At 48.8% G+C, this 25,206-nt stretch carries 23 protein-coding genes and 2 riboswitches; of the genes, 13 read left to right on the forward strand and 10 right to left on the reverse strand.

Annotation, left to right across the window (positions count from 1 at the left end; translation table 11 throughout):
- Positions 1 to 90 precede the first annotated feature (90 nt).
- Entirely contained in the window at positions 91 to 600 is a 510-nt protein-coding gene (locus tag ACUN27_RS01880; RefSeq protein WP_445558310.1) for a HugZ family pyridoxamine 5'-phosphate oxidase, read from the forward strand.
- 28 nt (positions 601 to 628) lie between these two features.
- Positions 629 to 1,090 carry a DinB family protein gene (locus ACUN27_RS01885; RefSeq protein WP_445558311.1) on the forward strand — a complete coding sequence of 154 codons (462 nt, stop codon included), beginning with the start codon at positions 629 to 631 and terminating at the stop codon, positions 1,088 to 1,090.
- A gap of 58 nt (positions 1,091 to 1,148) precedes the next feature.
- Here the strand turns inward: ACUN27_RS01885 and ACUN27_RS01890 are convergent, their stop codons facing one another.
- The 3 genes from ACUN27_RS01890 to ACUN27_RS01900 form a co-directional block, all read right to left on the reverse strand.
- Positions 1,149 to 1,670, reverse strand: a complete 522-nt coding sequence (locus tag ACUN27_RS01890; RefSeq protein WP_315954560.1) for a hypothetical protein — start codon at positions 1,668 to 1,670, stop codon at positions 1,149 to 1,151.
- A complete protein-coding gene (locus tag ACUN27_RS01895; protein ID WP_315954561.1) occupies positions 1,667 to 2,137 on the reverse strand; it encodes a hypothetical protein in 471 nt (156 codons plus the stop codon). Before ACUN27_RS01895 ends, ACUN27_RS01890 begins: the two co-directional genes overlap by 4 nt.
- A gap of 116 nt (positions 2,138 to 2,253) precedes the next feature.
- Positions 2,254 to 3,033, reverse strand: coding sequence for a lipase family protein (locus ACUN27_RS01900; protein WP_445558312.1), 780 nt, complete (start codon positions 3,031 to 3,033; stop codon positions 2,254 to 2,256).
- A 136-nt stretch (positions 3,034 to 3,169) separates the two neighbouring features.
- Between ACUN27_RS01900 and ACUN27_RS01905 the strand changes: the two genes are divergently transcribed.
- From ACUN27_RS01905 to ACUN27_RS01915, 3 genes are all read left to right on the forward strand, one after another.
- Complete coding sequence (locus tag ACUN27_RS01905; protein WP_315954563.1) at positions 3,170 to 4,885, forward strand: ABC transporter ATP-binding protein; 1,716 nt, start codon at positions 3,170 to 3,172, stop codon at positions 4,883 to 4,885.
- Positions 4,886 to 5,265: 380 nt separating this feature from the next.
- Positions 5,266 to 6,342 carry an ABC transporter permease subunit gene (locus ACUN27_RS01910; protein ID WP_445558313.1) on the forward strand — a complete coding sequence of 359 codons (1,077 nt, stop codon included), beginning with the start codon at positions 5,266 to 5,268 and terminating at the stop codon, positions 6,340 to 6,342.
- Positions 6,339 to 7,295 (forward strand): hypothetical protein, encoded by a 957-nt coding sequence (locus ACUN27_RS01915; RefSeq protein WP_326062236.1) that lies wholly within the window; start codon positions 6,339 to 6,341, stop codon positions 7,293 to 7,295. The genes ACUN27_RS01910 and ACUN27_RS01915 overlap by 4 nt, the downstream gene beginning before the upstream one ends.
- A 55-nt stretch (positions 7,296 to 7,350) precedes the next feature.
- Here the strand turns inward: ACUN27_RS01915 and ACUN27_RS01920 are convergent, their stop codons facing one another.
- Complete coding sequence (locus ACUN27_RS01920) at positions 7,351 to 7,947, reverse strand: hypothetical protein (RefSeq protein WP_315954566.1); 597 nt, start codon at positions 7,945 to 7,947, stop codon at positions 7,351 to 7,353.
- A gap of 177 nt (positions 7,948 to 8,124) precedes the next feature.
- On the opposite strand from ACUN27_RS01920, the gene ACUN27_RS01925 reads away from it, so the two are divergent.
- Complete coding sequence (locus ACUN27_RS01925; RefSeq protein WP_445558314.1) at positions 8,125 to 9,018, forward strand: methyltransferase domain-containing protein; 894 nt, start codon at positions 8,125 to 8,127, stop codon at positions 9,016 to 9,018.
- A gap of 36 nt (positions 9,019 to 9,054) precedes the next feature.
- On the opposite strand, the gene sugE is transcribed toward ACUN27_RS01925, so the two are convergent.
- The 4 genes from sugE to ACUN27_RS01945 form a co-directional block, all read right to left on the reverse strand.
- Positions 9,055 to 9,375 (reverse strand): quaternary ammonium compound efflux SMR transporter SugE, encoded by a 321-nt coding sequence (gene sugE, locus ACUN27_RS01930; protein ID WP_127457638.1) that lies wholly within the window; start codon positions 9,373 to 9,375, stop codon positions 9,055 to 9,057.
- A gap of 91 nt (positions 9,376 to 9,466) precedes the next feature.
- A riboswitch (guanidine-I (ykkC/yxkD leader) is annotated at positions 9,467 to 9,569 on the reverse strand.
- Positions 9,570 to 9,698: 129 nt separating this feature from the next.
- A complete protein-coding gene (locus ACUN27_RS01935; protein WP_145664846.1) occupies positions 9,699 to 10,172 on the reverse strand; it encodes a C40 family peptidase in 474 nt (157 codons plus the stop codon).
- A gap of 3 nt (positions 10,173 to 10,175) precedes the next feature.
- Positions 10,176 to 10,314: riboswitch (cyclic di-AMP (ydaO/yuaA leader) on the reverse strand.
- A 168-nt stretch (positions 10,315 to 10,482) separates the two neighbouring features.
- Positions 10,483 to 11,301 carry a hypothetical protein gene (locus ACUN27_RS01940; RefSeq protein ID WP_315954568.1) on the reverse strand — a complete coding sequence of 273 codons (819 nt, stop codon included), beginning with the start codon at positions 11,299 to 11,301 and terminating at the stop codon, positions 10,483 to 10,485.
- 57 nt (positions 11,302 to 11,358) lie between these two features.
- Positions 11,359 to 13,314: a M1 family metallopeptidase gene (locus ACUN27_RS01945; RefSeq protein WP_315954589.1), complete on the reverse strand. Its 1,956-nt coding sequence runs from the start codon at positions 13,312 to 13,314 to the stop codon at positions 11,359 to 11,361.
- Between the two features lie 250 nt (positions 13,315 to 13,564).
- Here ACUN27_RS01945 and ACUN27_RS01950 point away from each other — a divergent pair, with 250 nt between their 5' ends.
- Complete coding sequence (locus ACUN27_RS01950; protein WP_127457635.1) at positions 13,565 to 14,056, forward strand: YwhD family protein; 492 nt, start codon at positions 13,565 to 13,567, stop codon at positions 14,054 to 14,056.
- Between the two features lie 182 nt (positions 14,057 to 14,238).
- Here ACUN27_RS01950 and ACUN27_RS01955 read toward each other — a convergent pair whose 3' ends face one another.
- A complete protein-coding gene (locus ACUN27_RS01955) occupies positions 14,239 to 16,341 on the reverse strand; it encodes a transglycosylase domain-containing protein (RefSeq protein WP_326062238.1) in 2,103 nt (700 codons plus the stop codon).
- A 284-nt stretch (positions 16,342 to 16,625) separates the two neighbouring features.
- Here ACUN27_RS01955 and speE point away from each other — a divergent pair, with 284 nt between their 5' ends.
- The 4 genes from speE (at position 16,626) to argS (ending at position 20,978) form a co-directional block, all read left to right on the forward strand.
- Positions 16,626 to 17,453: a polyamine aminopropyltransferase gene (speE, locus tag ACUN27_RS01960; RefSeq protein WP_315954590.1), complete on the forward strand. Its 828-nt coding sequence runs from the start codon at positions 16,626 to 16,628 to the stop codon at positions 17,451 to 17,453.
- Between the two features lie 714 nt (positions 17,454 to 18,167).
- Complete coding sequence (locus tag ACUN27_RS01965) at positions 18,168 to 18,671, forward strand: DinB family protein (RefSeq protein ID WP_445558315.1); 504 nt, start codon at positions 18,168 to 18,170, stop codon at positions 18,669 to 18,671.
- A 217-nt stretch (positions 18,672 to 18,888) separates the two neighbouring features.
- Positions 18,889 to 19,299, forward strand: a complete 411-nt coding sequence (locus ACUN27_RS01970; RefSeq protein ID WP_127457631.1) for a DUF1934 domain-containing protein — start codon at positions 18,889 to 18,891, stop codon at positions 19,297 to 19,299.
- 5 nt (positions 19,300 to 19,304) lie between these two features.
- The gene (argS, locus tag ACUN27_RS01975) at positions 19,305 to 20,978 is read left to right on the forward strand and encodes an arginine--tRNA ligase (RefSeq protein WP_315954572.1); all 1,674 of its coding nucleotides are present in this window, start codon (positions 19,305 to 19,307) and stop codon (positions 20,976 to 20,978) included.
- A gap of 56 nt (positions 20,979 to 21,034) precedes the next feature.
- Here the strand turns inward: argS and ACUN27_RS01980 are convergent, their stop codons facing one another.
- Complete coding sequence (locus ACUN27_RS01980) at positions 21,035 to 22,213, reverse strand: S8 family peptidase (protein ID WP_315954573.1); 1,179 nt, start codon at positions 22,211 to 22,213, stop codon at positions 21,035 to 21,037.
- Between the two features lie 389 nt (positions 22,214 to 22,602).
- Here ACUN27_RS01980 and rpoE point away from each other — a divergent pair, with 389 nt between their 5' ends.
- The gene (gene rpoE, locus ACUN27_RS01985) at positions 22,603 to 23,184 is read left to right on the forward strand and encodes a DNA-directed RNA polymerase subunit delta (RefSeq protein ID WP_326062240.1); all 582 of its coding nucleotides are present in this window, start codon (positions 22,603 to 22,605) and stop codon (positions 23,182 to 23,184) included.
- A 326-nt stretch (positions 23,185 to 23,510) separates the two neighbouring features.
- A complete protein-coding gene (locus ACUN27_RS01990; RefSeq protein WP_181646500.1) occupies positions 23,511 to 25,115 on the forward strand; it encodes a CTP synthase in 1,605 nt (534 codons plus the stop codon).
- The last annotated feature ends 91 nt before the right edge of the window (positions 25,116 to 25,206 follow it).

A 25,206-nucleotide genomic window follows, 5' to 3' on the forward strand; every position in this document is an offset into this window, starting at 1 on the left:
ATCAATTATTAGATGGGGACATGAAGCGAGATTACATCAATGAAAGTAAGCTTTATCGTACACAACTAAAGAAAAGCGGAGGAACTCCCTATGAAACAATTGGACAAAGAAAGCATGAAACTACAGTACTTAAAATTTACGAACAGCCTGAAATCCCTGATGTTGAGCACAGTCGATGAACAGGGCAAACCTTTCATTTCGTATGCCCCTTTTGTTAAAAAAGATGGCAAGTTGTACATCTATCTCAGCCGGATTGCCAACCATTACCGCTATATGGAGTCCAATTCCTCTGTGGATGTCATGCTGATTGAGGATGAAACTTCCACAGAGAATATGTTCGCCAGACAACGGGCGCGCTTTGTATGCCAAGCCGCAAACATCGGCAATGAGGGGCATGAAGACATTTTTGAACTCTTCGGAGAAGCATTCGGCAAGCCGACGATTAATATGCTGAAGACGCTAGACTTCTCGCTGTTTGAACTGACAACTTTGCAGGGCCGCTATGTGGCAGGCTTTGGTCAAGCATTTGATATCAACTTAACGGCGGAACAGTTTGATCATGTAGCAAGAGATGGCCACCAGCAAACAAAGTCCTCATAATTTATTCGAATAAGGGAGTGTAATCACTATGAGTTTTGCAACCGTATTACCGATTTGGAACGCGATTCAAGACCGTTTCCATGCTTCAATGAGAAAATTGCCGGAGGCCGATCTGACCCTTGAACTGGGTTCTGCTTCGATCGGATATATGCTTCGTCATAATGCAGAAGTTGAATATATGTTCGCTAATTGGTTTTTTGGTAAAAGCTTTCCAGAGGGGCTTAAGTTGCAAACGAGCGGAGGTCCATCCGCTAGTAAAGCCGTCTTTACGAACAAAGAGGAGTTGATCGACCTCCTGGCCGCGTCCAATGCTTACTTAATTGAAGCGATGCGTGAATTGCCGGAGGAAAAATGGCATATTCCCGTTGAAACGGTAATTGGGACATCGACGCCTTTGGAAGCGGTGGGGCGCTTGATGTATCACACAGGTATCCATGCCGGTCAGATTTCATTGATTCAGAAACATTTTGCAGTGAAGGAAAATGCATAAAATTTAAGAAAGATCCCCATCCAGCTCGATATTGAGTGAAAGGGGACCTTTTGTTTTTTTACGTATTTTTATTTTCGTTTACGCTGCTTTTGTTCACGAGCAGTGTCTGAAACAGCAGGTAATGAATCGACTGCAGAAACAAGTAAATAGGGAAGGAGAACATGAGCCGGTACCCATTTTTGTAATGAAAGACGCCAACCAACAAGCTCAGCCATTCAATGCCTACACTTAGGAGAGACCAGATTACTATGTAAGGAATGATGTAATAACCTTTCAGACCTAGCCATTTATATAGATAGATGAAGAGGTAGCCGAATGGAGCGTACATGGCATAGGAAAAGATATCGAACAAGTGATAGTTGGAATCATCCCCGACATCGTAGAGATCGAAGGGAGGCAGTCCAATTGTATGGTCAAAAATAAGACCAAAGACAATCCCGATCAGCAAGGTGAACAAGGTTTGTACAGGGGTGAATTTTTTGGGCAATATCACAATGGTTAGCAGTCCGAATACGATCATGGCGATAACAAACCACTCATTCGCATTGAAGTGGCTGTCGTAATAGACTTCATCATTCATGCTTCTTTCTCCTTCTGCGTGAAGTGCAGCAGCCAGCGACCTAGACCATACGTCACAGACATCATGATCAGCAGCGTTATACTGTCATAATAGGCGTTCCATGTCAGATTGGTTATGGCACCTGTCCACTTGAGGATGAAGCAGCACATAAGGAGAAATAGGAAGGTATAGAGGGAAATAATCACTTTCGTGAGAAATCTAGAAGCTGTGAGATACACATTGGCAAAAGTAAGTAACGTAAAGCAATAGATGAAATCTCGATATAGGATCACGGAAAGGAATTCAGGGATTTGAGTGCTAAAGTGGTACAAGTTTAGACTTACACTGAATAATGTCATGCGATTAATGTCGATGATGGACAAAACCATGTAGAGCAGCACATTCGTAATGAGAGGCAATTTTTTGGGCAGTGTGACTAGTACATGTACGCAATACCAGGCTAAAACCAGGAAATAAACCAGGACCAAGGCTGAGCTCCCCTTTTGGATGAAAATAAGGATCAACCTTATCCTTGCCGTTATTGAGCTGTTTAAACCTTGCGGGTACGTCACGGGTTCAAGGGTCGCGGGTCACGGATCAGGGATTACGGACAAAATCCCGGTGTTCGATTTTGCAATTGTTCCGCATAGCGGGGATCCAGCTTTGCCAATTCGGCAAAGTAGCCGCTAATTGCGTGGTTCGCGGACATGGAGCCGGCTTGGTAGGTGAGCTCGACGCCTTTTTTGACATGCAGATAGTGGTAGACTTGGTCGGTTCGGGGAGATCTATAGATGAAAGGCGGAAGCTCCGGGACGATGTCATTGGTATTATATATGCGATAACGAGGCCCGGTCCTGCGGTTGAAGAGGCTGGAAAATGCCGGATTTCCAACACGCGGTGAACCATAGGTATAGACAGAGGGCTCCTTAAATCTCGTATTAGCCGTAAGATCGAGGGCGCACAAATTGGCGAGACATCCTCCAAGACTGTGTCCAGTGAGGTAAAGGGTTTTGCGAGGGGAAAGTTTGGACATGACGGCTATAATCTGCTTGCGTGCGCTATTGTAGATGTCGAGAAAGCCTTTGTGGACAAGGCCTCCTTCTTTGGCATAGGGGTATGCCGTTTGTCTGGCTATCGCATCGGAAATCCAGTCTGACGTCGAACTCGTGCCTCTAAAAACAATCACAATCTGCGTATCAGACTCTGCAATAAAACCGAATAACTCTTTATTGCTAAAAACCGAGGTGGCCGTAAAGGAAGAAACCATCCGATAATTGCGTGGTAAAATGACGCTTTCCGGACCATTCGCAAACTGCACGTAGCTCTGACTGCACATAGCGGCAAGGAAGATCGCGGTTCGTGTGTCCAATGTGTTGATTAGCATTGTCCGTTCCTCCACACACAGAATGCTGTTCAACTATATATATGAGAATTGTGGACAGCTGTCATCCGGTAACCGCCTATTTTTTTCCTCATTCATTTTCTATGATGTATAATAATCGATGGAGGTGTGAACTAACGTGTTGAAACGTTTCTTCTCGTACTATAGACCGTATAAGCACTTATTTATTTTGGATTTTACCTGTGCGGTTGTGGCTGGGCTTCTGGAGCTTGGTTTTCCGCTAGCTGTTAATCAAGTGGTCGATAAATTGCTGCCTGCCGGGAATTGGGCTTGGATTCTTTGGGCTTGTGCAGGGCTGCTTGCCGTCTACGGACTGAATACCGTGCTGAATTTTATCGTTACGTATTGGGGTCATAAATTGGGGATTAATATTGAGACGGATATGCGGAAAAAAATGTTCGACCATCTGCAGAAGCTTTCCTTCCGGTTCTATGACAATAACAAAACAGGTCAACTAATGTCGCGTATGGCGAATGACTTGCTGGAGATTGGCGAAGTAGCGCATCATGGCCCTGAGGATCTGTTTATTGCGGTAATGACGCTAATTGGCGCGCTGCTACTGATGCTGAGCATTAATGTGAAGTTGGCTTTGCTAACCTTTGTGATTGTACCTGTGCTGCTCTGGATCGCCGTGTATTTTAATCAAAAAATGACAAAAACGTTCCGCCGGATGATGGGCGATCTCGCCGACATTAATGCCAGAGTCGAAGATAACATTGGCGGCATTCGTGTAGTTCAGGCTTTTGCGAATGAGTCTCACGAGAAAAAACTGTTTGAGGATAACAATGGGCGGTTCCGGATCACTAAGCTGCTTTCATATAAAATCATGGCATGGAATGTCTCCTTAAGTTATATTCTCATGCGTTTGGTGACGGTGTTCGTGTTGATTTGCGGAACTTGGTTCGTGATTGATAAGCAAATTTCTTATGGGGAATTTATTGCTTTCGTTCTGTTGACCAATGTGTTTCTGGGCCCGATTCAGAAGATTAATAACGTCATTGAGAGTTATCCCAAGGGTATTGCCGGGTTTAAACGGTATTGCGAAGTGATGGATACAGAGGCCGAAGTGTCTGATCGTCCTGACGCCGTGAAAGTCGACCATCTCGTCGGCCAAATAACATTTGATTCAGTCTCCTTCGGATACGGGCAGGAAGACCGGGTTTTGAATGATATTTCCTTAACCATTCGGGCAGGAGAAACCGTTGCGTTCGTTGGTCCTTCCGGTGCAGGTAAAACAACGATCTGCAGCTTGCTGCCGAGATTCTACGATGTAAATGAAGGCAGCATTTCCATTGACGGCATGGATATACGAAGTATCCAGCTGGAATCGCTGCGCCGGCAAATCGGCATCGTGCAGCAGGACGTGTTCTTGTTCTCCGGCACGCTGCGGGAGAACATTGCTTACGGCAAGCTGGGCGCGACGGATGCCGAGATCTGGGAAGCTGCACGGCGTGCGCAGCTGGAGGGTTACATCCAGTCCCAGCCGAAGGGACTGGACACGGTCGTTGGCGAGCGCGGTGTCAAGCTCTCGGGCGGACAGAAGCAGCGCCTTGCGATCGCGCGGATGTTCTTGAAGAATCCGCCGATTCTCATCCTCGACGAGGCGACATCAGCGCTCGACACCGAGACCGAGGCGGCGATTCAGCAGTCGCTCGCCGAGCTGTCGCAGGGTCGGACCACGCTTGTGATCGCCCACCGGTTGGCGACGATCAAGAATGCCGACCGCATCGTCGTCGTGACGGAGCAAGGCATTACGGAGCAAGGCGGTCACGAGGAGCTTATCGCAGTGGGCGGCGTTTACAGCCGTCTGCACCAAGCGCAGTTTAGCTCGTGAAAAAAACCTGGCAGCGATCTTAGTGATCGCGTGCCAGGTTTTTTGTTTTGTCTCGATTTGGTGGACAGTCGGGCAGGACTGGACTGGATCTGTACCGAGCGTAGGGGGAACCCTGGTCCTTTATTCTGCCGGGAATCTACACTTTTGCAGAAGGAGGGGAACTACCGTCCTCTATTTTACAGATATCAGCCAAAATGTTGGCTTTTTCGAGGGAATAGGGCCCTGTAGTTCCCATTTGCAGCTGAATGGAGCGGATTTAGCACGAATAAGGCCCTGTGGCTCCCTTATGCCAGATAAATGGATAGTACTCCCAAATGAATCATGGTAAACTATAAAATAGTTATCTACCAACGGTGAATAATAGAATGAGGTGACCGGTTTTGAAGTCAACGATTCGGTGGCTGTTGCTCGGGGTGTTTACACTTGTGTGCATCTTCTTTCTAAGCAACATCCGAAATGCCTTCCTATCTACCCAGCCAGATCAAATTCGGGTCACGCTTGGACCGGATACAAGCATTCAGAAAATAAGCGATCAACTGCCGGGGAGTCGCGTCCTCAATAACAAAACGGGCTTGCTGTCCGTTCCCTATGGCGAGTCATGGGATTACGTCAGCAAAGCGTTGACGATCAAAGGCATTTACCGCGTGTCAACGGTTCCATTGGAGCGTCCTATCATCTCATGGCGGTATTACGGATATTCCGTGAAAGATCAAATTCAGGGCTTCTTCCATGGCGATTTCGGTAAATTCCGCAGTCCGTACAACCGCAATGAAATCTCTGTCATCGGAGAGCTTCCCCGCATGCTGCTTCGCACTTGTACGTATTTCATCCCAGGCTTGCTGCTGGCAATTGTGCTTAGCGTGCTCATGGCGATGTCAGCGTCATTGTGGCGGCGATTAGGTCTTGTACTTGATGGCGCACAGGCTTTGCTTGTGGGCTTACCCGATTTCTTTTTAATTGTTCTTATTCAATTAGGCGCAATCTATGCGACGAAGTTTCTAGGTCATTACGTGCTGCTGATTGTACAAGTCGGTGATAAAACGCCGTTCCTCATCCCATTTCTCACCATCGCGCTAATCCCGTCAGTTACGATTTACGGTACAATGCGGGTCGCGATTGCGAGGGAGCTGGGGCAGGATTATGTCGTTACCGCACAAGCCAAAGGATTGACCCGCGGTGAGGTGTTGATCTCTCACGTACTGCGCAACGTAATGCTCGATTTGCTCTCGATTCTGCCGAAGGCGACAACGCTGGCACTGGCGAGTATGGCTGTTGCGGAAGCGATCTGCGGTATATTCGGCCTGGGCGGCTTCATTACTTCACCGGCCATGCAAAGCGTCACATCGATGTCAGTCATTTGCATGTCGCTCGTGCTGCTCGCAATGGCATTTCATGTGCTGTATGCCTTATTGCGTAAAAGGTTTGTCGTTCGCACAAGGGAGGTTGTATCACGATGATCAAACGTTCATCTAGTGCATTCTATCTCTCTATTGCTCTTATCGTGCTTATCCTTCTTGTTGCGATATTTGGTACATGGCTGAAGCCGCACGGCATCGCGCCGGAGGACAAAATCAACATGATTCAGTATCAGCAAGATGGGAAAACCCGCTACAACATTCCGCCGTTTTCACCGAACAGCACGTTCCTGTTGGGGACGGATCACCGGGGCTTTGACATGGTGAGTCTGCTGCTTAACGGTTTGAAGTATACGCTGGGGACGACTTTAGTGCTAACGCTGCTCCGTTTTATTATCGCGCTCCCTTGGGGATTGTGGAGCGGGACCACCGGCAAAGGGTGGGGTGTTCTAAAAGCGATGCAGTGGGTAGTGGCTTCCGTGCCTGCGTTTGTATTTCTATTTCCGCCATTAGCCGGGATGTATTTCGGGCTGAGGCTCGATCAGTGGGTGAAAGCGGACGCGCACTACAAGTTGCTCTTCTCCGCCACCTTTGTCATTCTCGTCACGTTCATCGGCGTATTTCCGCTAGCTCATCAGATTGCCGAACGAACGCGTTATTATAATGATAAATTATTTATTGAAGCATCGCGTTTAATGGGCGGCTCTGTTTTTCACCGTACAGTCCGGCATTTAATCCCCTGCATGAGGAATGAAATGACGTTCATGTTCCTTAGCGAATTCATGCAAGTGCTCTTCTTGCTGGGGCAATTAGCCGTCTTTAACATTGTTCTTGGCGGTACGGAAACGATTGGTGACAGCGACGCCGGCTACTCCATTACCATTACGACATCGGGGGAATGGTTGTCCCTTATCGCCTATGGCTCCAGGTATATTAGGCTGCATCCTTGGATTATTTTGAGTGTAGGGACCAGCTTCGCTTTGTTATTCCTCTCGCTGCAGTTCTTCTTGAGTCAATTGAAGCGCCGCTACGGGAGTGAACGACAGTTCATGTAAAAAAGGTCGGGTTCCATCTAAGGATGGAGGCCCGGCCTTTTCATATGCGGATCTTTTACTGCAAGTTGCTGAGTCGAAAATCGAGCCTGGCAGCAACGCCGGCAGGATTTTCCTCGGTGCGCGACCCGCCAAGGTTAAAGGCGATGATAACGACGTCATTGCGTCCGCGCCGTACAAATCGGCGAATGTCGAAAGTGCGGCCCGGGTTGTAGAAGGAAGGTGTGTTCTGCGGTCCGTCAAAGAGGAGCGGCACGCCATTGATGATGACAACGGCATAATTGTCGACAGATAGGAAAAGAGAAGCGCCGAGAATGGCTCTACGCTCAGAAAGCGTGAAACGTGTCGAAATGATGGCATTCTCACTGTTCAAATTGCCGGAGTACCAAACATAGTTGGCATTAGCAACTTGCACCCACGCAGGGTTGCGGGGAATGATTTGCGCATTGAACCACGAGTTGTCGGTGCCGATCGAAACCGTGCGCTGACTTAGAAAGCGACCCGAACCGGGCTTATGGTATTTTCTAAGCTGCGTACGGTACATCAGCATGGCTTTGCTTCTGGGCAGGCCTGCGCTCTTGGGGAGCCGAACAATTTTGCTCGGTTTTCCAGCCATTCGTTGTTTGGGAATCATTTCTCCATCTCCTATCAACATATGAATATACTTTCTTTGTATTCTATGTTTACTAGAGCGATTTGCGAGGGTGAGTGGCCGGTGTCGCCTTCTTCATGCAGCCTAAATTCTCTACTCACATAAAAAAGTACAATTAATATGTTTTAATGACATATAATATATGTTAACATAATAAAAACACAAAGGAGGAATCTCCCAATGGACGATAAGAATGATAAGACCAAAAGACTTTCCGTCTACTTGCCTGAAAAGGTGAAGACCGATCTGGAGCGCATGGCTGAGGAAACGGGCTTGTCGATGACACAGCTTATTGTGATGGCGACGCACGGTCTACTTGCGAATTATGCTTCGCAGGGCGGAGCTATTTTTGCCGACTTATTGGCAGCTAAACAACGGATCGTTCACGAAGTGAAGGATAGGCAGCGGCTTTTAAATGAAGAGAAAGAAGGCATGCAGGATTACTACGGCGCGCGAGCAGCCGAATATGAACGGATTTATGCTCGCGAGGATGCGGACTATCAGCAAGAACTTGCGATGCTGGCGGATATCGTGAAGAGGCAGGTTACGGGGAGCCGTGTCTTGGAGGTGGCCTGCGGTACCGGATATTGGACGCAGTTCATGGCGGAAACAGCCAAGCACATCGTTGGGATGGACGTTCGACCGGAGGTGCTGCAAATTGCTGCAGCCAAATCTTGGCCGCTGCATAATACATCTTTCGTCGAAGGGGATGCTTACCGGCTTTCGGAAGTACAAGGGGATTTTGACTACGGAATCGCCAACTTCTGGTTTTCGCATATCCCGAAAAATCGTCTGGATTCGTTTCTGCAAGGATTTCATGAGCGGCTTGGACGGGGAGCCCGCGTTTTTATGGCGGATAATGTGTACGTCCCGGGAAGAGGCGGCGAGCTGATTACGAGTGAACATAGCGAAGATACGTATAAAAGAAGGGAGCTGGCCGATGGCTCCAAGCATGAAATTATTAAAAACTACTATTCGTACGAAGAGTTGAATGAAATCTTTAAGCCGCTGTCGGAGCATCTGCGCATATTTGTCGGCAGCTCCTTCTGGTATGTTAGCTACATCGTGGCTTAAGAATCATCGGCCCAAGGAAAGAAGGAAACTCCTGGCTTAATGTCCGGATGTGAATTTAAGGCCGAGAACGCCGACCAGAATGAGGATCATGAATAGGATACGCAGTAAACTAACAGGCTCGTTCAGAAATAGGGTGCCGATAATAATCGCGCCTACAGCGCCAATTCCCGTCCAAGCCGCGTAGGCGGTGCCGATAGGTAGAGTTTTCGTAGCCACCGCCAGAAAATAAAAGCTGATGATCATGCCGACAATGGTGATGCTGGACGGAACCAGCCGTGTAAAACCGTTGGAGAACTTTAGTGAGATCGCCCAAACTACTTCAAAAACACCTGCAATGACCAAGTAAAGCCATGCCATCTGTGAATCACTCCTTAAGAAAGTATGCGAAGATGCCCATCTGACCGCGGCAAAAAGAAAAAGCCTGGAAGCAATATCGCGAATGCGATAAGACTCCCGGGCTTTTTCCCCTCCGTGATCACAGCGTATTCGCTGTGTGTTTTCTCTCGGACCAGACTGGCGCTGCAGCGCCACGGAACCCTAGAAACATGATGCCGTAATTATAGGACGGCTTACACGCTATGTCAAGTTACAACAGCCACAAGAAATGAATAAAAGCCCTGAGAAGCAGCTCATTCGAGCTAACGCTTGTCTGGGCTTTTTATTCATGATGAACAAGAAAATTACTTGGATTCAGCAGTTAGTTGATTGTAGATATCATCCCACAGAACACGTCTAGCGGATACATACCTTTTCGCATAATAGGATTCGCTCAGCTTGTTTTTCACGATGCCTTCATTGGATGCGGAATGAATAAATTCACCGTTACCCAAGTAGATGCCTACGTGAGAAATGCCTTTGCCTCCTGTGTCGAAGAACACAAGATCACCTTTACGAAGATCACTTTTGTCGATCCAGTAGCCCTCTTTATTTTGAGCTGCTGAACTATGAGGAAGGTCAATGCCGAATTTGTTGAACACGTACGCGGTGAAACCAGAGCAATCAAAGCCTCTTGTTGTCGTTCCCGCATCGCGGTACGGTACTCCAATCAATTCGTCAACCGTTGAGTCCAATGTGGATTCTGACGCAGACACACTCCCTAAAGCTACACTCAAAAACAAAACAAGACTAAAAAGAAGAGCAACAACCTTTTTCAACTGCTTGTCTCCTTCCGGTGCCTACGAGGTTAGCTGGAGGGTTCGGTTGAAGGTTCCCTATGATCCCTGTCTTGCAAGATCAATTCACCCGGTATGGTTCCCCCGTTTCCCCAAGAAATGAGGAATTCGGCATGAAATATTTGGTTTTTTAATGCTAGTCCCTTAAATTCGTCATAAACATCGAAATTCCTCCTTTTTCGTGCAATTGGGTCTGAAAAAATGTGTAAAGGTTCGCTTTACAGACAAAAAAACCCCCTTTTGCAAGGGGGTTGAACAAATCTAAACCATTTATGGTTTTATTTATTGCTTTTTAACGACTTAATTTGGCGGAAAGAAGCTGGAATTGCGACGTAATGGACCACATCTGCATGAAAATATGGAAAAGCGGGAAAAGTTGATAAATGATTAGCGCTACCAGACCTGCCCAGATATAGGTCGTTGTGACCGTGATCCCTGCCAAAAGTCCTGAGCTCAGTAAAAGTATCAGAGAAAGGCCGATAATCGGAAGCGAGTACCGCATGAACGTTAGGACTGTGGATATAATGCCGAGACGTGCGGCAATGGCGAACTGCACATACATGAAGAGCAGATGCAGCAGAAAACCGTACACCAGCATGCCCAGCAGCCAAGGCAGTAAATCGAGGGAAGCCTGTTCATAAGATGTGCTGTGAGCGAACACCTTCTGCACTTTGGGCAGCACCCAGATGAGCGGCAGCAGAGATAAGGCGATTCGAATCAAATACACGGCAAAGAAGGGGAGCGTGAGTTCCTTGATGCCGCGGACGAAGCGGTAGCCGGCATTTTGATCGGAATGGGTGAGCGAATAATAGACACCGCCGTTCAGCATCGGGCTAAGGAACATGCGCGCCAGGAGCAGGCCGGCCAGCCACCACAAGTAAGAGTGGCTAAGATCCGTTTTGAATAACTGAAACTGACTTTCGGCCAGAAAAAGCTGGAGCGCTTGCTTCGGCTGATCGCCGCCGGGAAACCGGTGCATGAGGGGAACTAACACCCCTTGTACAAGCTTATATAGGAGCATCCCCCAGCACATTTGGTAGATGAACAAGACAATCGTAGCGAAGGGTTGCCGTAGAGCCGCCCTGAAGCCGGATTTGAGATAGGTTGTCACCGGTGTCCCTCCTAAGCGTTGTTTTCTGAAGGCAAACTTGCCTTGTAGAGTGGGCGCCTACCAGGCTACCCACCCGAAAATAGCTTGCAGGAATTGGATAATGCCGAGATTCAGGCGGAGTTTCCACTTGGTGTCCACTTCTGCTTGCATAAAGTTATTAATATGCTTGTTCTCAAGAATGAGCGAGTAGTTCGGGTCGATACGAACCCAGTCAATAGGCGTCGTGTGGGTTAGTTTGTACTCAATGCTGCTCTCTTTGCCGTCCCACGTTTTGTCGAGCATCGTACCGTCGGCGAAATGGAACTGAATCGGCACTTCGGGCGAATTGCCTCCACGCTTGGAGATGAGGACCGTGCTCTCGTAAGGGCCGGCTCCTTTGCTGCCAGTGGCTTTCACATGGATGCTTTCAACCGTATAATCAACCATCATTGAGCCGTAGACATATTCATTGAAGAAGTCGTCCCACTTCGTTTTCGTTACATCCTCGACCACATTTTGAAAGTCTTTGGTAGAAGGATGCTTGAATTGCCATTTTTGAAAATAAGTCCGCATGATACGATCCATGGTCTTGGTGCCGACCTGTTTCTCGATGGCTTTCAGCACGAGTTTGCCTCTGGTATACACATTTTCTGCGTATTGATCATGTCCGGTATAGGCCCATGCGTTTTGCCGCAGGGCATTCGGAGAAGTAATGTAGCTGGACTCGACAGGCAAATTAGGGGTTGCCCCGAAGTCGGCCTCCATCACTTTATCCTCGGCGTAGGAGGTAAAGCCCTCATCCAGCCAAGCTTCTTCAAACTCATTGCTCGCCACAAGGCCATAGAAATATTGGTGACCGATCTCGTGCACAACGACGCGTTCCAATTCCTGATCCGGCGTTTTGTCGTCCGCGCCCCAAGCGGTTATGAGCGTAGGATACTCCATCCCGCCTGCGCCGCTGCCTCCGGGAGGAGGTACAACGATAGACAAGGTCGAGTAAGGATACGATCCGTACCACTGGCTATAGCGGGAGAGCGCTTTTTTGGCAGCGTACATATAGCGGTCTTTCAAATCCTGATGGTTGGGATCAAGATAAAGCTTGATCTTCACACCGGGTATTTGCGGCGTAGAGAAGGGTTCCTCCACATACACGAAGTGAGGTGAAGCCGACCATGCGAAATCATGCACATCATCGGCATAAAATTGGTACGTCTTCGTCCCGTTCTCCGTCACCGCCGGTTTCACAGGGAAACCTGTCGCGGCAACCGTGTAGTTCGCCGGCACTTGAATTTTCACATCATACAAGCCGAAGTCCGCATAAAACTCCGAATTCCCATGGTATTGATGGAGATTCCAGCCTGGCTCGGTGCGTCCCCTTGTGCCGGCCCGTTCATAAGCGGCGACCTTAGGGAACCATTGTCCAGCCATCACGAAGTCGTTCACATAGCCCATTCTGGCGAAGGCTTCGGGCAGTTTGACGAGAAATTCCGTTTTGAGTGTGACTCGCTCGCCGGCTCCAACCGGCTTTGACAACGGTATTTTGATCAGCGTGTGGTCGTCTTTATTGCCGTCATCAGGTTGTACAAACGCCATGCGTGGCGTAAGGTCCTCGCCATCTTCCGTTTTTACGGAAAGCAAGTCCATCCAACCGGTGCTATCCGCCGTAGCTTCATCTTGCCTTAGCTTGCCGCCGGACTCCCGCATAAACGTGGTTTTCTTAGATGCGAATGCATTCGGATATAAATGCAGATAAATCTCTTGCACAGGAACCGTTCCCGGATTTTCCCACGATAACGCTTGCTGCCCCTTGAGCTGCCTTGTTTCGGGTGTGTAGGCAACATTCATGTGATACTCCGCAATGCGGTAGCTCAGCGGTTCCTGCGTTTGTTTGTCCGAAGATTTGCCGCGATCAGCAGGCTGCATGTCCGGCGCCGGAGCTGACGGTTCCTCCTTAGAGACGACGGGCACCGTCAGTTTACTTGCAGATGGGAGCAAAGTTTCAGACAGCAAGACAGTGCCTGCTGCAAGGAGCATGACAACGAACCATTGTAGCTTTCGGTTTTTGAATAAAACACTCAATAGATTCACCCCGCCTAACAAGCATCTACAGCATGTATATGTAGACAACCTAGGGAATATTTCTGTGAGTGGAAAAGATTTGTTAGCACGGCTGAAATAGGCGCTGGCCAAGCCCTGGTTCTCTGCTCTTGTTCTCATGGAGTACTTTAGCTACAATAAAAGCAAAGGTATCATTTTAACATTACGATGAGTGGAAGGTGCAACGATGGAAGCGGACAAAAAGAAGCTGGCCTTGAATATAGTAAGCTCTAAAGTCAATCACAAAGGATTCGGTGCTGGAGCAATCGATCTTAGCAATGTATCAGGGGTAATTATCGATGGAGATGAAGCCTATCTCGATGAGGGCACACTGCATGCCAAGAGTAAAATCGAGAAAGGCATTAAATTTTCGACGAACAAAGAGGATGTGCCGAATGGACGCAAGGCGTGGATCGTATGGGTTGCCGTCGACCGCACCGAAGAAGGAGCGTATTATGCCGGCATGTCTGCTTGCGAGATGCTGATCGATACAGAGGCACGCCGGGGATGGAAGATTCTGGCCGATCATGTGAACAAGATGGATGGCGCGATGAAGCGTAAATTTATCCTGGATGGCTTGTCCGACAGCGAGCGTGCAGCCTTGAAAAAGCAGCTGATCAGCCATAACGAAGAATGGTGGAATCGCTCGGACCAAGTGCTGAAAGATGCCCTTTCGTAATTGTAGCAAGGCATAATTGGAAGTTATGAACATTATGTGTCATCCATTGTTACGTTCATGTGAACCGAGTATACTAGACCCTAGTGTATGTTACCTCATATACTAGGACAGCAAAAAGGCAGACTAAGACGCGCTTAGTTCTGCCTTTTTGTGTTCTCCGAAAGCCGCGTGGAAGCTGGAAATCAGTCGTTCCACCAGCGTTTGAGGTCGTTCCACCAAGAGCCGTTTTGGCCTTTTGGCGCGTCCTTTTTATCATCACCCGAAGCGGGTTTGGCGGGTTTGCCCGTACAGTAAGTCGTTGGCTCCGTGCCGGCGAGAAATGCCTCAAGATGAGCGTTCGGGCAATCCTCGTTGGACAGCTTTCCGCTCACAGGATCAATATAGACATTGGCTACGCCTTCTGGAATTTGGAACAGCTTAGGCGGAATGGCCTCCAGCGTTTGTTCCGTGAATTCTGCGAAAATCGGCGATGCCAGATGAGACTCGACGGTAGAGATGTCCCGGTCCTTATCATAGCCGACCCATACCGCAGTAGCGAGCTCCGGTGTGAAGCCGACCAGCCAAGCATCCGTATCGGTCGTTCCGGTTTTACCGGCAATCGGCCGTTTAATCGTGCTGGCAACACGGTTACCCGTACCGCCCTCCTCGAACACGCTCTCCATGAGATTCGTCATCACATAAGCAACCGCAGGGTTAATCACCTGCTCCTCTTTCGGAGCTGCTTGATATAAAATCTGACCATTCGCATCCTCAATTCGCACAATCGCTGTCGCTTCCTTATGCAGACCCTGATTCGCAATTGTTCCGAAAGCGGATGCCATTTCAAGCGGGCTAACAGGGAAGGAACCGAGCGCCAGTGAAGGCAGAGGCTTCATCGGTGAATTAATGCCCAGCTTGCGAGCCAGATCAATTACCTTCGCAGGACCAACGTCCAGAATCGTATGAACCGCATAGATGTTATCGGATTTGGAAATCGCCTGCCGCATATCGATATTCGCGTTTACATATTGATCGTTGAAGTTTCTAGGCGTGTAACGTTGCCGCCCTTCATCGTACGTGAACACCGTCGGTTCACTTTTCACCTGCGTGACGGGGGTATACCCATTTTGCAGAGCTACCATATACATAATAGGTTTAAAAGAGGACCCCGGCTGCCTTGTATTCGACAAAGCTCGATTGAACTGATTTTCTGTATAGTCGCGTCCGCCGACCATGGCTTTAATTTCACCGGTACGCGGATCAATGGCGACGAGAGCGGCCTGCAGCTCTGGTTTGCCAGTTAACTGTTGGTTCACGACATTTTCGGCAATTTCCTGCGCTTTCTTGTCGAGCGTCGTGTAAATGCGAATGCCGCCCTCGTCGAATTGCTCCTCAGGGATACCGAGCTTTTCCGTGGCCAGTGTCCGTACATAATCTCTAAAATATGGGGCGGCTGCTGGCTTTTTCTTCGTGAGCGGTTGGATGGTTAGCTTCTCTTTGCCGGCAGCGTCTGCGGCAGCCTGCGTGATGAACCCGCTGCGGACCATCGTTTGGAGCACGATTTTTTGCCGGTCCAGCGCATTTTTCATATCATAATAAGGGGAGTAGTAACGTGGCCCCTTCGGGACACCGGCAATCAAGGCGCTCTCGGCTAACGTCAATTCACTGGCGTGTTTACCGAAGAATAGCTCCGAAGCCGTTTCTATGCCATAGGTCGAATGACCGTAGTAAATTTGATTTAAATAATCCGCAAGAATTTCATCCTTGCTCAGCTGCATCTCCAGTTGAACGGCAAACATCGTTTCTTTGATTTTACGCGCCCAGGTACGGTCATGCGTCAAATACAAATTTCGTGCCAACTGCTGTGTGATGGTGCCTGCGCCCTGCACTTTCGCCATCGCTTTCACATTGACAATCGCTGCACGGGCAACAGCTTTCACATCGACACCGAAATGATCGTAGAAATGTTGATCCTCCACGGCAAGCGTAGCTTTGATAAGGTATGGTGAGATTTCATTTAATGGAACGACCTGCCGATTTTGCCCCGAATAGAATGTGTCGATGAGTTCGCCGTGTGTATCAAACATTTGAGAAGTTTGCAGCATCTTCGTTACAGGCAGCGTCTGCGAACGCAAATATACGAAAAAGATGGCAGCAGCAATGAGCATAAAAACACAGGTAGTGAAGAAGAAGGAAAACATTTTTTTAATACGGCGCATCCATCGCATGGACGCAGGCACCTCTTGCTCCCTTTGTTTTTGCGGAGTGCCTGAAGAGGGTTGACGATTGTTTTCATTATCGGACATCGATTCCTACCTCCTTTCTTGCTTCGCCCTAAGGACGTATTAACCAGTATGGAAAAGCATGGGTTTCCATATTCAATAAATTGTAAATATTTTTTGTGAATTGGGGAAAAGACCTAGGAAATTATTGCAATTTGGGGGTAATGAACTATAATACAATTTGTGCGTGTGAAGGGACGGGAAATTTTAGCCGACCTTGCATGACATTTTGGGCCGGTGGAACACTGTTAGAGATAACGAATGTCAGTAATTATTCATCCAATATAGAAGCGAAAGAAGGTATGAACATGGATTTGTGGTACACAGAGAAACAGACGGACAGCTTCGGCATTACAGCGAAAGTAAAAGAGACTTACGTAAGAGAGCAAACAGATTTCCAAGATCTGTCGATGATCGAAACCGAAGAGTGGGGAACGATGCTTACCCTGGACGGCATGGTCATGACAACTGTAAGAGACGAGTTCGTATACCATGAAATGGTTGCTCATCCTGCACTTGTGACTCACCCGAACCCTGAGAACGTCCTTGTTGTGGGCGGCGGCGACGGTGGCGTAATCCGTGAGATCATGAAGCACCCGAAAGTGAAAAAAGCCGTTCTGGTCGACATCGACGGTAAAGTAATCGAGTACTCCAAAAAGTACCTGCCGACCATTGCCGGCGAATTGGACAACCCGCGCGTTGAAGTGATCGTAAACGATGGCTACATGCACATTCATGATCACAAAAATACATACGACGTTATCATGGTCGATTCCACAGAGCCGGTTGGCCCAGCGGTTGAACTGTTCACCAAAGGTTTCTACCAAGGCATTTATGATGCGTTAAAAGAAGACGGAATCTTCGTTGCACAAACGGACAACCCTTGGTTCAAAGCAGATCTGATCCAAACCGTTAACCGTGACGTTAAAGAAATCTTCCCGATCGTACGCGTATACAGCGCGAATATCCCTACGTACCCAAGCGGTCTCTGGACCTTCACAATGGGCAGCAAAAAGCATGACCCTCTTCAAGTCGAGGAAGCTTCCATTCCGGAATTCCCGACGAAGTACTATACAGCACGCCTACACAAAGCAGCATTCGTGTTGCCTAAATTTGTTGAAGATTTGATTAAATAAATGAAAAGGCCGTCAGCCCTTGTGAGAGGGAGGCGGCTTTTTTGTTTGTGGTGTCGCTCGGCTGGGCTCGACCTTGGTCGCGAGTGCATGTACAAGTGCAAGTGCAACCCCAACCCCAACAGGAAGTGCTCGCAGGTCGAAACTGGCGATCGAAGTCACAAAAATCCACCAAAAGAGCAAGCTAGTTAAGTACCATGGAACCCACCAGTAGAAGCCAGCTAATTAAGTGCCACGAGACCCACCAGTAGAAGCCAGCTAATTAAGTGCCACGAGACCCACCAGTAGAAGCCAACTAGTCAAAGTAGCATGAGACCCACCAATAGCAGCTCACCCGTCAGCCCTCCCAAGTAGCCACAGTTCTGTAACGGACTCAGGAGCCGTTATTCTGCGGAATTCAGCGGATTTGAGGTGCTATCGGACTGAGGAGCCGTTATTTAGTGGTTTTGTCGCTAATCTAGGCAATATCATTGCCAATAGCGGCACGTGAGTCCGTTAAAAGCTAAATTTGTCCCAAAAGCAGCGAATAGAGTCCCCTCAGTCCGTTAGCCAGCAGGTAGTGCTCGCAGGAGCCGACTAAGCACCGTGGTCGACTCCCCAACGAACCTCCTAAAATAATTCTTCCAGCTCCACAACACTGCCATACTGTTGTCAGTCACACTCCACTATACTGATTACATGAAGTATTAAATCACACAAACCATGGAGGTAATTCCTATGTTCACTACCGTAGATAGCTTTATTAACGAATACCAACGCGAATCCGCTACAACGCAGCAACTGCTCGACGCCTTAACTGACGCCTCCTTGCAACAGCCGCAGGCTGAAGGCTATAGGCCGCTAGGTTTCATCGCGTGGCACTTGGTGCACAATGACCGCGGTATGCTGCTCGCAGCCGGGCTCAAATTCGATGCACCTTCTGCCGCCAGCAACCCGCCATCAGAGGCTGCAACCGTAGCGGATGCTTACCGCTCAACAACAGCCGGGATCCTGGAAGCCGCACGCACACAGTTAACAGACGCAAAAATGCAGGACGTCGTGAACATGTTCGGCCAGCAGTGGACCATCGGCGAAACGCTGTTCGCATTCCTTAAGCATGAAATCCACCACCGTGGACAGCTCACGATTTTGATGCGCCAAGCAGGCGTACCTGTCATCGGAGCCTATGGTCCTGCTAAAGAGCAGTGGGAAAGCATCGGTAGGCCGATTCCAGCCATTTAACAACTACAAAGCCCGCCAAGGAAAGCCTCAGATTTCACGCATTCGTGAGATTTGAGGCTTTTTGGCATGAGGAAAGAGCTGGCTTCGACATCATTCCTGAACGCTGATCGCAGTGATACATTGAATTCGTCGAACCTTTCATATAAACTAATACCTAACTTGCCTTATCTTGACATAAGGTGCAAAGAGGACCTGCAGAATAGGAGAATGACGAATCATGACGGATAAAGCGCGTGTGCGCATTCGCATTGAGAGCCGGAGCGGGAGCGAGACAACTGTGCAGAAGGCGCGGGGAGACCTGTACCGCAAAGGCAATCACACCTACATCCGCTATGAAGAAGAACGCAGCGAACTTGGACGAACGGTGACGCTTATTAAGCTGGAAGAGAATCAGATCCGGATCGTCCGCCAAGGTGATGTGCAAGCGGAGCAAACGTTTGTGCCTGGCGAGAAACGACTCGGATTTTATCATACGCCGCAAGGTCGCCTGGAACTCGAAATCGAGACGCACGAGCTGACAAGCGAAGCGGAACAGGGCATCGGAATCACGCGATGGAAATACGATTTATATGCATCCGGCACGCATGCGGGTACATACAGGATTAAGTTGTTAATTCAGGAGGAGTAAGAAGAATGGACGTATTAAACGAAGTCAAAGTCATCGTGAAACAAGCTATAGCAGATGCCGTTGCCGCTGCTGGCATTGTGGATGCCGCGCAGCTGCCGGAAATCATTCTGGAAGTTCCGAAGGAGAAAACACACGGGGATTTCGCAACGAACATTGCGATGCAGTTGACCCGTATTGCCAAGCAAAATCCAAGACAAATCGCCGAGCAGATCATTGCGAATCTGCAGAAAGATAAAGCGAATATCGCGGAAGCAGAGATTGCCGGACCGGGCTTTATTAATTTTAAAATGAACAAAGTTTACCTTTATCCGGTTATCGCCGACGTACTCGCTCAGGGTGAGCGTTACGGGGCAAGAAACGTGGGCCAAGGGCTGAAAGTACAAGTGGAGTTTGTCAGCGCCAATCCGACAGGTTCTTTGCATCTCGGACATGCCCGCGGCGCAGCTGTAGGGGATGTGCTGTGTAACGTGCTGGATCTTGCGGGGTATGACGTATCCCGGGAGTACTACATTAACGATGCGGGGAACCAAGTCGTAAATCTGGCCAAATCCATCGAAGCCCGCTATTTGCAAGCGCTTGGACAAGATGCCGAAATGCCGGAGGACGGCTACTTCGGGGAAGATATCAAAGGCTTTGCGGCAGATCTTGCCGCAGAAGAAGGAGATCGCCTGCTGAGCTTGCCGGATGATGAGCGCCGTGCTTTTTTCCGTACGTATGGCTTGAAAAAAGAACTCGACAAAATCAAACGCGACTTAGGCCGTTTTGGTGTACGTTTCGACAACTGGTTCTCCGAGACGTCGATTTATGAAGATAACCTGATTCCACCCGTTCTACAAGAACTGCGTGACAATGGACATATCTATGAAGAAGAAGGCGCTACTTGGTTGAATACGACACCGCTGGGTGACGACAAGAACCGCGTTTTGATCAAAAATGACGGCTCCTTCACGTACCTGACGCCGGACATCGCCTACCACCGCAATAAGTTCGGGCGCGGCTTTGAGCGCTTGATTAACATTTGGGGCGCCGACCACCACGGCTACATCCCGCGGATGAAAGCGGCCATGACGGCGCTGGGCTTCGAGGCGGATCGACTTATTGTGCTGATCGCGCAAATGGTGAGCCTTTTCCAAAACGGGGAAAAGGTCAAGATGTCCAAACGTACCGGCAAAGCGGTCACGATGGAGGATCTCATGGACGAGGTCGGCGTCGACCCGATCCGTTATTTCTTCGCAATGCGCAGCATGGACTCGCATCTGGACTTTGACATGGACTTAGCGGTATCTCAGTCCAATGAGAACCCGGTTTACTATGTGCAGTACGCACATGCACGGATTTGCTCCATCTTCCGCCAGGCGGAGGAGCAAGGCATCGCGGTGCTCCCGCTGGAGCAAGTTGACCTTGCTCAGCTTTCCTCGGAAGCGGAGTTCGACTTGCTGCGCAAGATCGGCGAGCTTCCGGAAGAGATCGCGATCGCGGCGGAGCAGTACGCGCCGCATCGGATGATTCGCTATGTTTACGAACTGGCAAGCCAGTTCCATAGCTATTACAGAGGCCACTACGTCATCACGGAAGACGTGGCCTTGACGCAAGCGCGCCTTGCCTTGCTAGGCGCACTGCGCACGACCCTCGCCAACACGCTTCGCGTAGTCGGCGTGTCCGCACCGGAGCGGATGTAAGTCGCCGCTCCCACCAAAAAGGAGTTAAGCAGCCATGAGCCGCTTAACTCCTTTTTTCATTGCGAGTCTTTGATCTGCCTCGCAGCACGCAAAGCCCGCCTGGCATTCAGGTGCCCTGGCTGCCAGCGTGTGCTTTCGCGCTTGTTAATGCCGAGCGCGCAGCGGCGCAGCGCGGTTTTGATCTGCTGCGGGGACAAGGGCTTGATGGCCAGCATTAACGCGATAACGCCGCTGACGTGAGCGGTGGCCATGGATGTGCCGCTAAGCTCATTGTATTTGCCGTGCAGCCAGGACGAGTAAACTCGTTCACCTGGTGCATAGATGTCAATTTGTTTGCCGCGATTGCTGAAGGGAGCTATGCGGCCTAGCCGAGTTGTGGCTCCAACGGAAACGACCTGGGAGAAGCGAGCGGGATAATCAATCGTTTTCCTTTTGCCATCATTACCGGACGAAGCGACAATGACTTTTCCTCTGTAATACGCGTTCAAAACAGCCTGCTCCAGCGCACGGTTGTACGACTTCATGCCGAAGCTCATGTTGATAATATCGAGATCATTGTTTACGCACCAGTCGATTCCGGCAATAATGTCTGAGACATAAGCGCTTCCACTGTGGTCAAATGCCTTAACAGGATGAATAATCGATCTGGGCGCGACGCCAATGATTCCCGAATTGCGGCCAGTCGCCGCAATGGTGCCTGCAATGTGCGTGCCATGGCCATTATCATCATAGGGGAGCATGCTGCGATTTAATAAATTGATTCCCCGTGAGATTGAATTTCGTAAGTCCGGGTGATTGTAGTCGATGCCTGTGTCGATGACGCCTACATGGATGTTTTGGCCTAGCGACTTGCTCCAAACTTCAGGTGCGCCAATTTGATCAACGCCCCAGGGGATGGTGTGGGAGCCGAAGCCAGATAGCGTGGTTGCACGTTTGATGAGGGTTCTGCTTCCAACTGATTGGTGAACGGTAATTTTGGTATCTTCTTCAATGACCGGATTGCCTGTCAACTGCTTGAGTTTCGAGTCGGAACGGAGCGTGCAGGAGAAGGCATGGATGATGTCGAGCGTGCGAACCTTGGACAGGTTGGCCAGACGGGATCTCATTCGCTTCAGCTCGGATTTGCATGCGTAGTAGTCCTTGGCTGATGAGAAACGGATCAAATGCTTCTTTCCGGATTGCTTGGTGAGTCCGATTTCCTCATGAAGCGAATGAAGAAAGGTGGCTATATCCATACGTGCCATCCCCCCATGACAGCTTATAATCGAGTCTCCCCTATCCTATGTACAGGTCACCCCTTCTGACCGTGTGATAGCCTTTATAGAAATAAATGGGTGCGAAGCCGTGTCAGATGTGCTGGTTTTACATAGGATAAATAGAGAGGCGCGAGCAGGAGTGTCTCTTCCTCAGGTACTGGAAACGGCTGTGACTCGCTCATACCGCTTCCTTAGGATACAGTCGCAAGCGGAGGGGGACCTTCGCTTGTATTCATTTTCGGGGGGCTTGTCCGAAAGGTTTTTTGCGGGTAGTTGCAATTTTAGAAAAAATAGGTTTTACTTAATGAAGATATTGGATAAGGTAGATAGAAGAAGTGAAGAAGACGGTCGAAAGGGATGTGCCTTAGATGAGTAGCGAATACACACTCAAAATCACCACAGAACAAGCACGCGAAATGCCGATGGTGGATTTGGCGTTTGAATTATTGAAATCGGCGAATACGCCGTTTTATTACCGTGACTTGATGGCAGAAATTGCAAAAATTAAAGGGTTATCCGAGCAGCACGTTATGCAAGTGATTGCCCAACTATATACGGAAATCAACATCGATGGACGTTTTGCTTGCGTAGGTACGAATCTATGGGGCTTGAAGCGTTGGTACCCTGTCGAGAAATCAGATGATGCGGTTGGTAACGCGAAGCGTCCAAGAATCATCAATGATGAAGACGACGATCTGGATGAAGACATCTATGCTGAGGAAGAAGATACATACGCAGAGGAAGACGAGTACGATGCGTTTGGTACGGAATCCGAAGAGGAAGAAGCGGAAGAAGATACCGAATTCTTTGAGGATGAAGAGATCGAAGAGGATCTTGGCGAAGAAGGTATCGAGGAGTCCGACGACGAGGATGAAGACGATCTGGACGAAGAATCCGATTTGGATGAGGATGATTCCGATCTGGATGAAGAGGATGACGACGACAAATAACTTGTCTTGACAGCCGCCGCCCGTTCAGAGTAAACTATTGCATGGGCTTTAAAAGAATCTTAACAAATCGCGCAAGCGTTCAAAAAGTGCCCCGTCTACTCACGGGTGTCACTTTTTTTTGTTTTCAGGCTGTTTTTTTCACCAGATTTTCATGAAAACCCTCATTTAGTAGACACTAAATCTGAGGCAGTGGCACCACGACAACGATAGCGAATGCTTACGGTGTAAGCTTTTTGCATAGAAAGACACAGGCCGGTGATCTGGCACTACTAAACGTATGCGTACGTTGCAATTTTCAACTAAAAAACTATTAGGAGGCGTACATAGTGACAAAATACATTTTCGTTACGGGGGGCGTAGTTTCATCCCTTGGCAAAGGAATTACTGCAGCTTCCTTAGGAAGATTGCTGAAGAACAGAGGTCTGAAAGTTACGATTCAAAAGTTTGATCCGTATATTAACGTGGATCCAGGGACAATGAGTCCTTACCAGCACGGTGAAGTTTTCGTAACTGATGACGGGGCTGAAACGGATTTGGACTTAGGCCATTATGAACGTTTCATTGATATCAATCTGTCCAAAAGCTCGAACGTGACTTCAGGCAAGGTGTACTCCTCCGTTATTACCAAAGAGCGTAGAGGGGAATATCTCGGAGGTACAGTACAGGTTATTCCTCACATTACGAATGAAATTAAAGATCGCGTATTGCGAGCGGGCCGTGAGGCTCAATCCGACGTTGTCATTACCGAAATCGGCGGAACCGTTGGCGATATCGAGAGCCTTCCTTTCTTAGAAGCAATCCGTCAAATGAAAAATGATATCGGCCGCGAGAATGTGATGTATATTCACGTTACGCTGATTCCTTATATTAAAGCTGCAGGTGAAGTAAAAACAAAACCGACACAGCACAGTGTGAAAGAACTGCGCGGCTTAGGCATTCAGCCTCACGTTATTGTTTGCCGTACCGAACATTCTTTGACAGAAGATATGAAGCGTAAGCTTGCCCTATTCTGTGACATTGATCCAGCGGCTGTAATCGAGTGTAAAGATGCAGAAACACTTTACGAAGTGCCAATGATGCTTCGCGAACAAGGACTTGACGATTATGTCGTTAATCACTTGAAGCTCAAAACGAATGAACCGGACATGACCGAGTGGGAAAGTCTCGTTCGTAAAGTTAAATCCTTGACGAAAAAGACAGAGATCGCCATTGTCGGAAAATATGTTGCTCTGCATGATGCTTATTTGAGCATTGTTGAAGCGCTTGGACATGCCGGCATTGATAACGACTCCGAGATCAACATTCGTTGGGTAAATGCAGAAGAAATTTATGACCACAACGTGGATGATCTGCTTTCCGGCGTGCAGGGTATCTTGGTGCCAGGCGGTTTCGGCGATCGTGGTATTGAAGGCAAAGTATCTGCTATTCGTTATGCCCGCGAGAAGAAAATACCTTTCTTCGGCATTTGCTTGGGTATGCAGGTTGCTGTTATTGAGTATGCGCGTTCTGTTTCAGGCTTGGATGGAGCGAACTCCTCCGAGATTAATCCGACTACGGCTTATCCGGTTATCGATCTTCTGCCAGAACAGAAGGATATTGAGAATTTGGGCGGTACTATGCGTCTTGGTCTCTATCCATGCAAAATTGTTCCAGGTTCATTGGCGGAGAAATGCTACAATGATGAACTTGTTTACGAGAGACACCGTCACCGGTATGAGTTCAACAATGAATACCGCGAGTTGATCGAATCCGCTGGCTTGCGCATTTCCGGTACGTCCCCGGACGGTCGTTTGGTCGAAATGGTAGAGCTTCCAGGTCACCCTTGGTTCTTGGCGGTACAGTTCCATCCGGAGTTCACTTCCCGTCCGAACCGTCCGCAGCCTCTATTCCGTGAATTCGTGAAGGCAGCTCAAGGAATTGCACGTAGCTAACTCGCTATGTGAACTACCTCCTGTAAAACAACTTATTTGTAAAAGTTTTCAATTTGGTTCTCTCTCGTGAAGGAAAACGGAAATGAATAGC

It is taken from the genome of Paenibacillus sp. WC2504 (assembly GCF_052682475.1).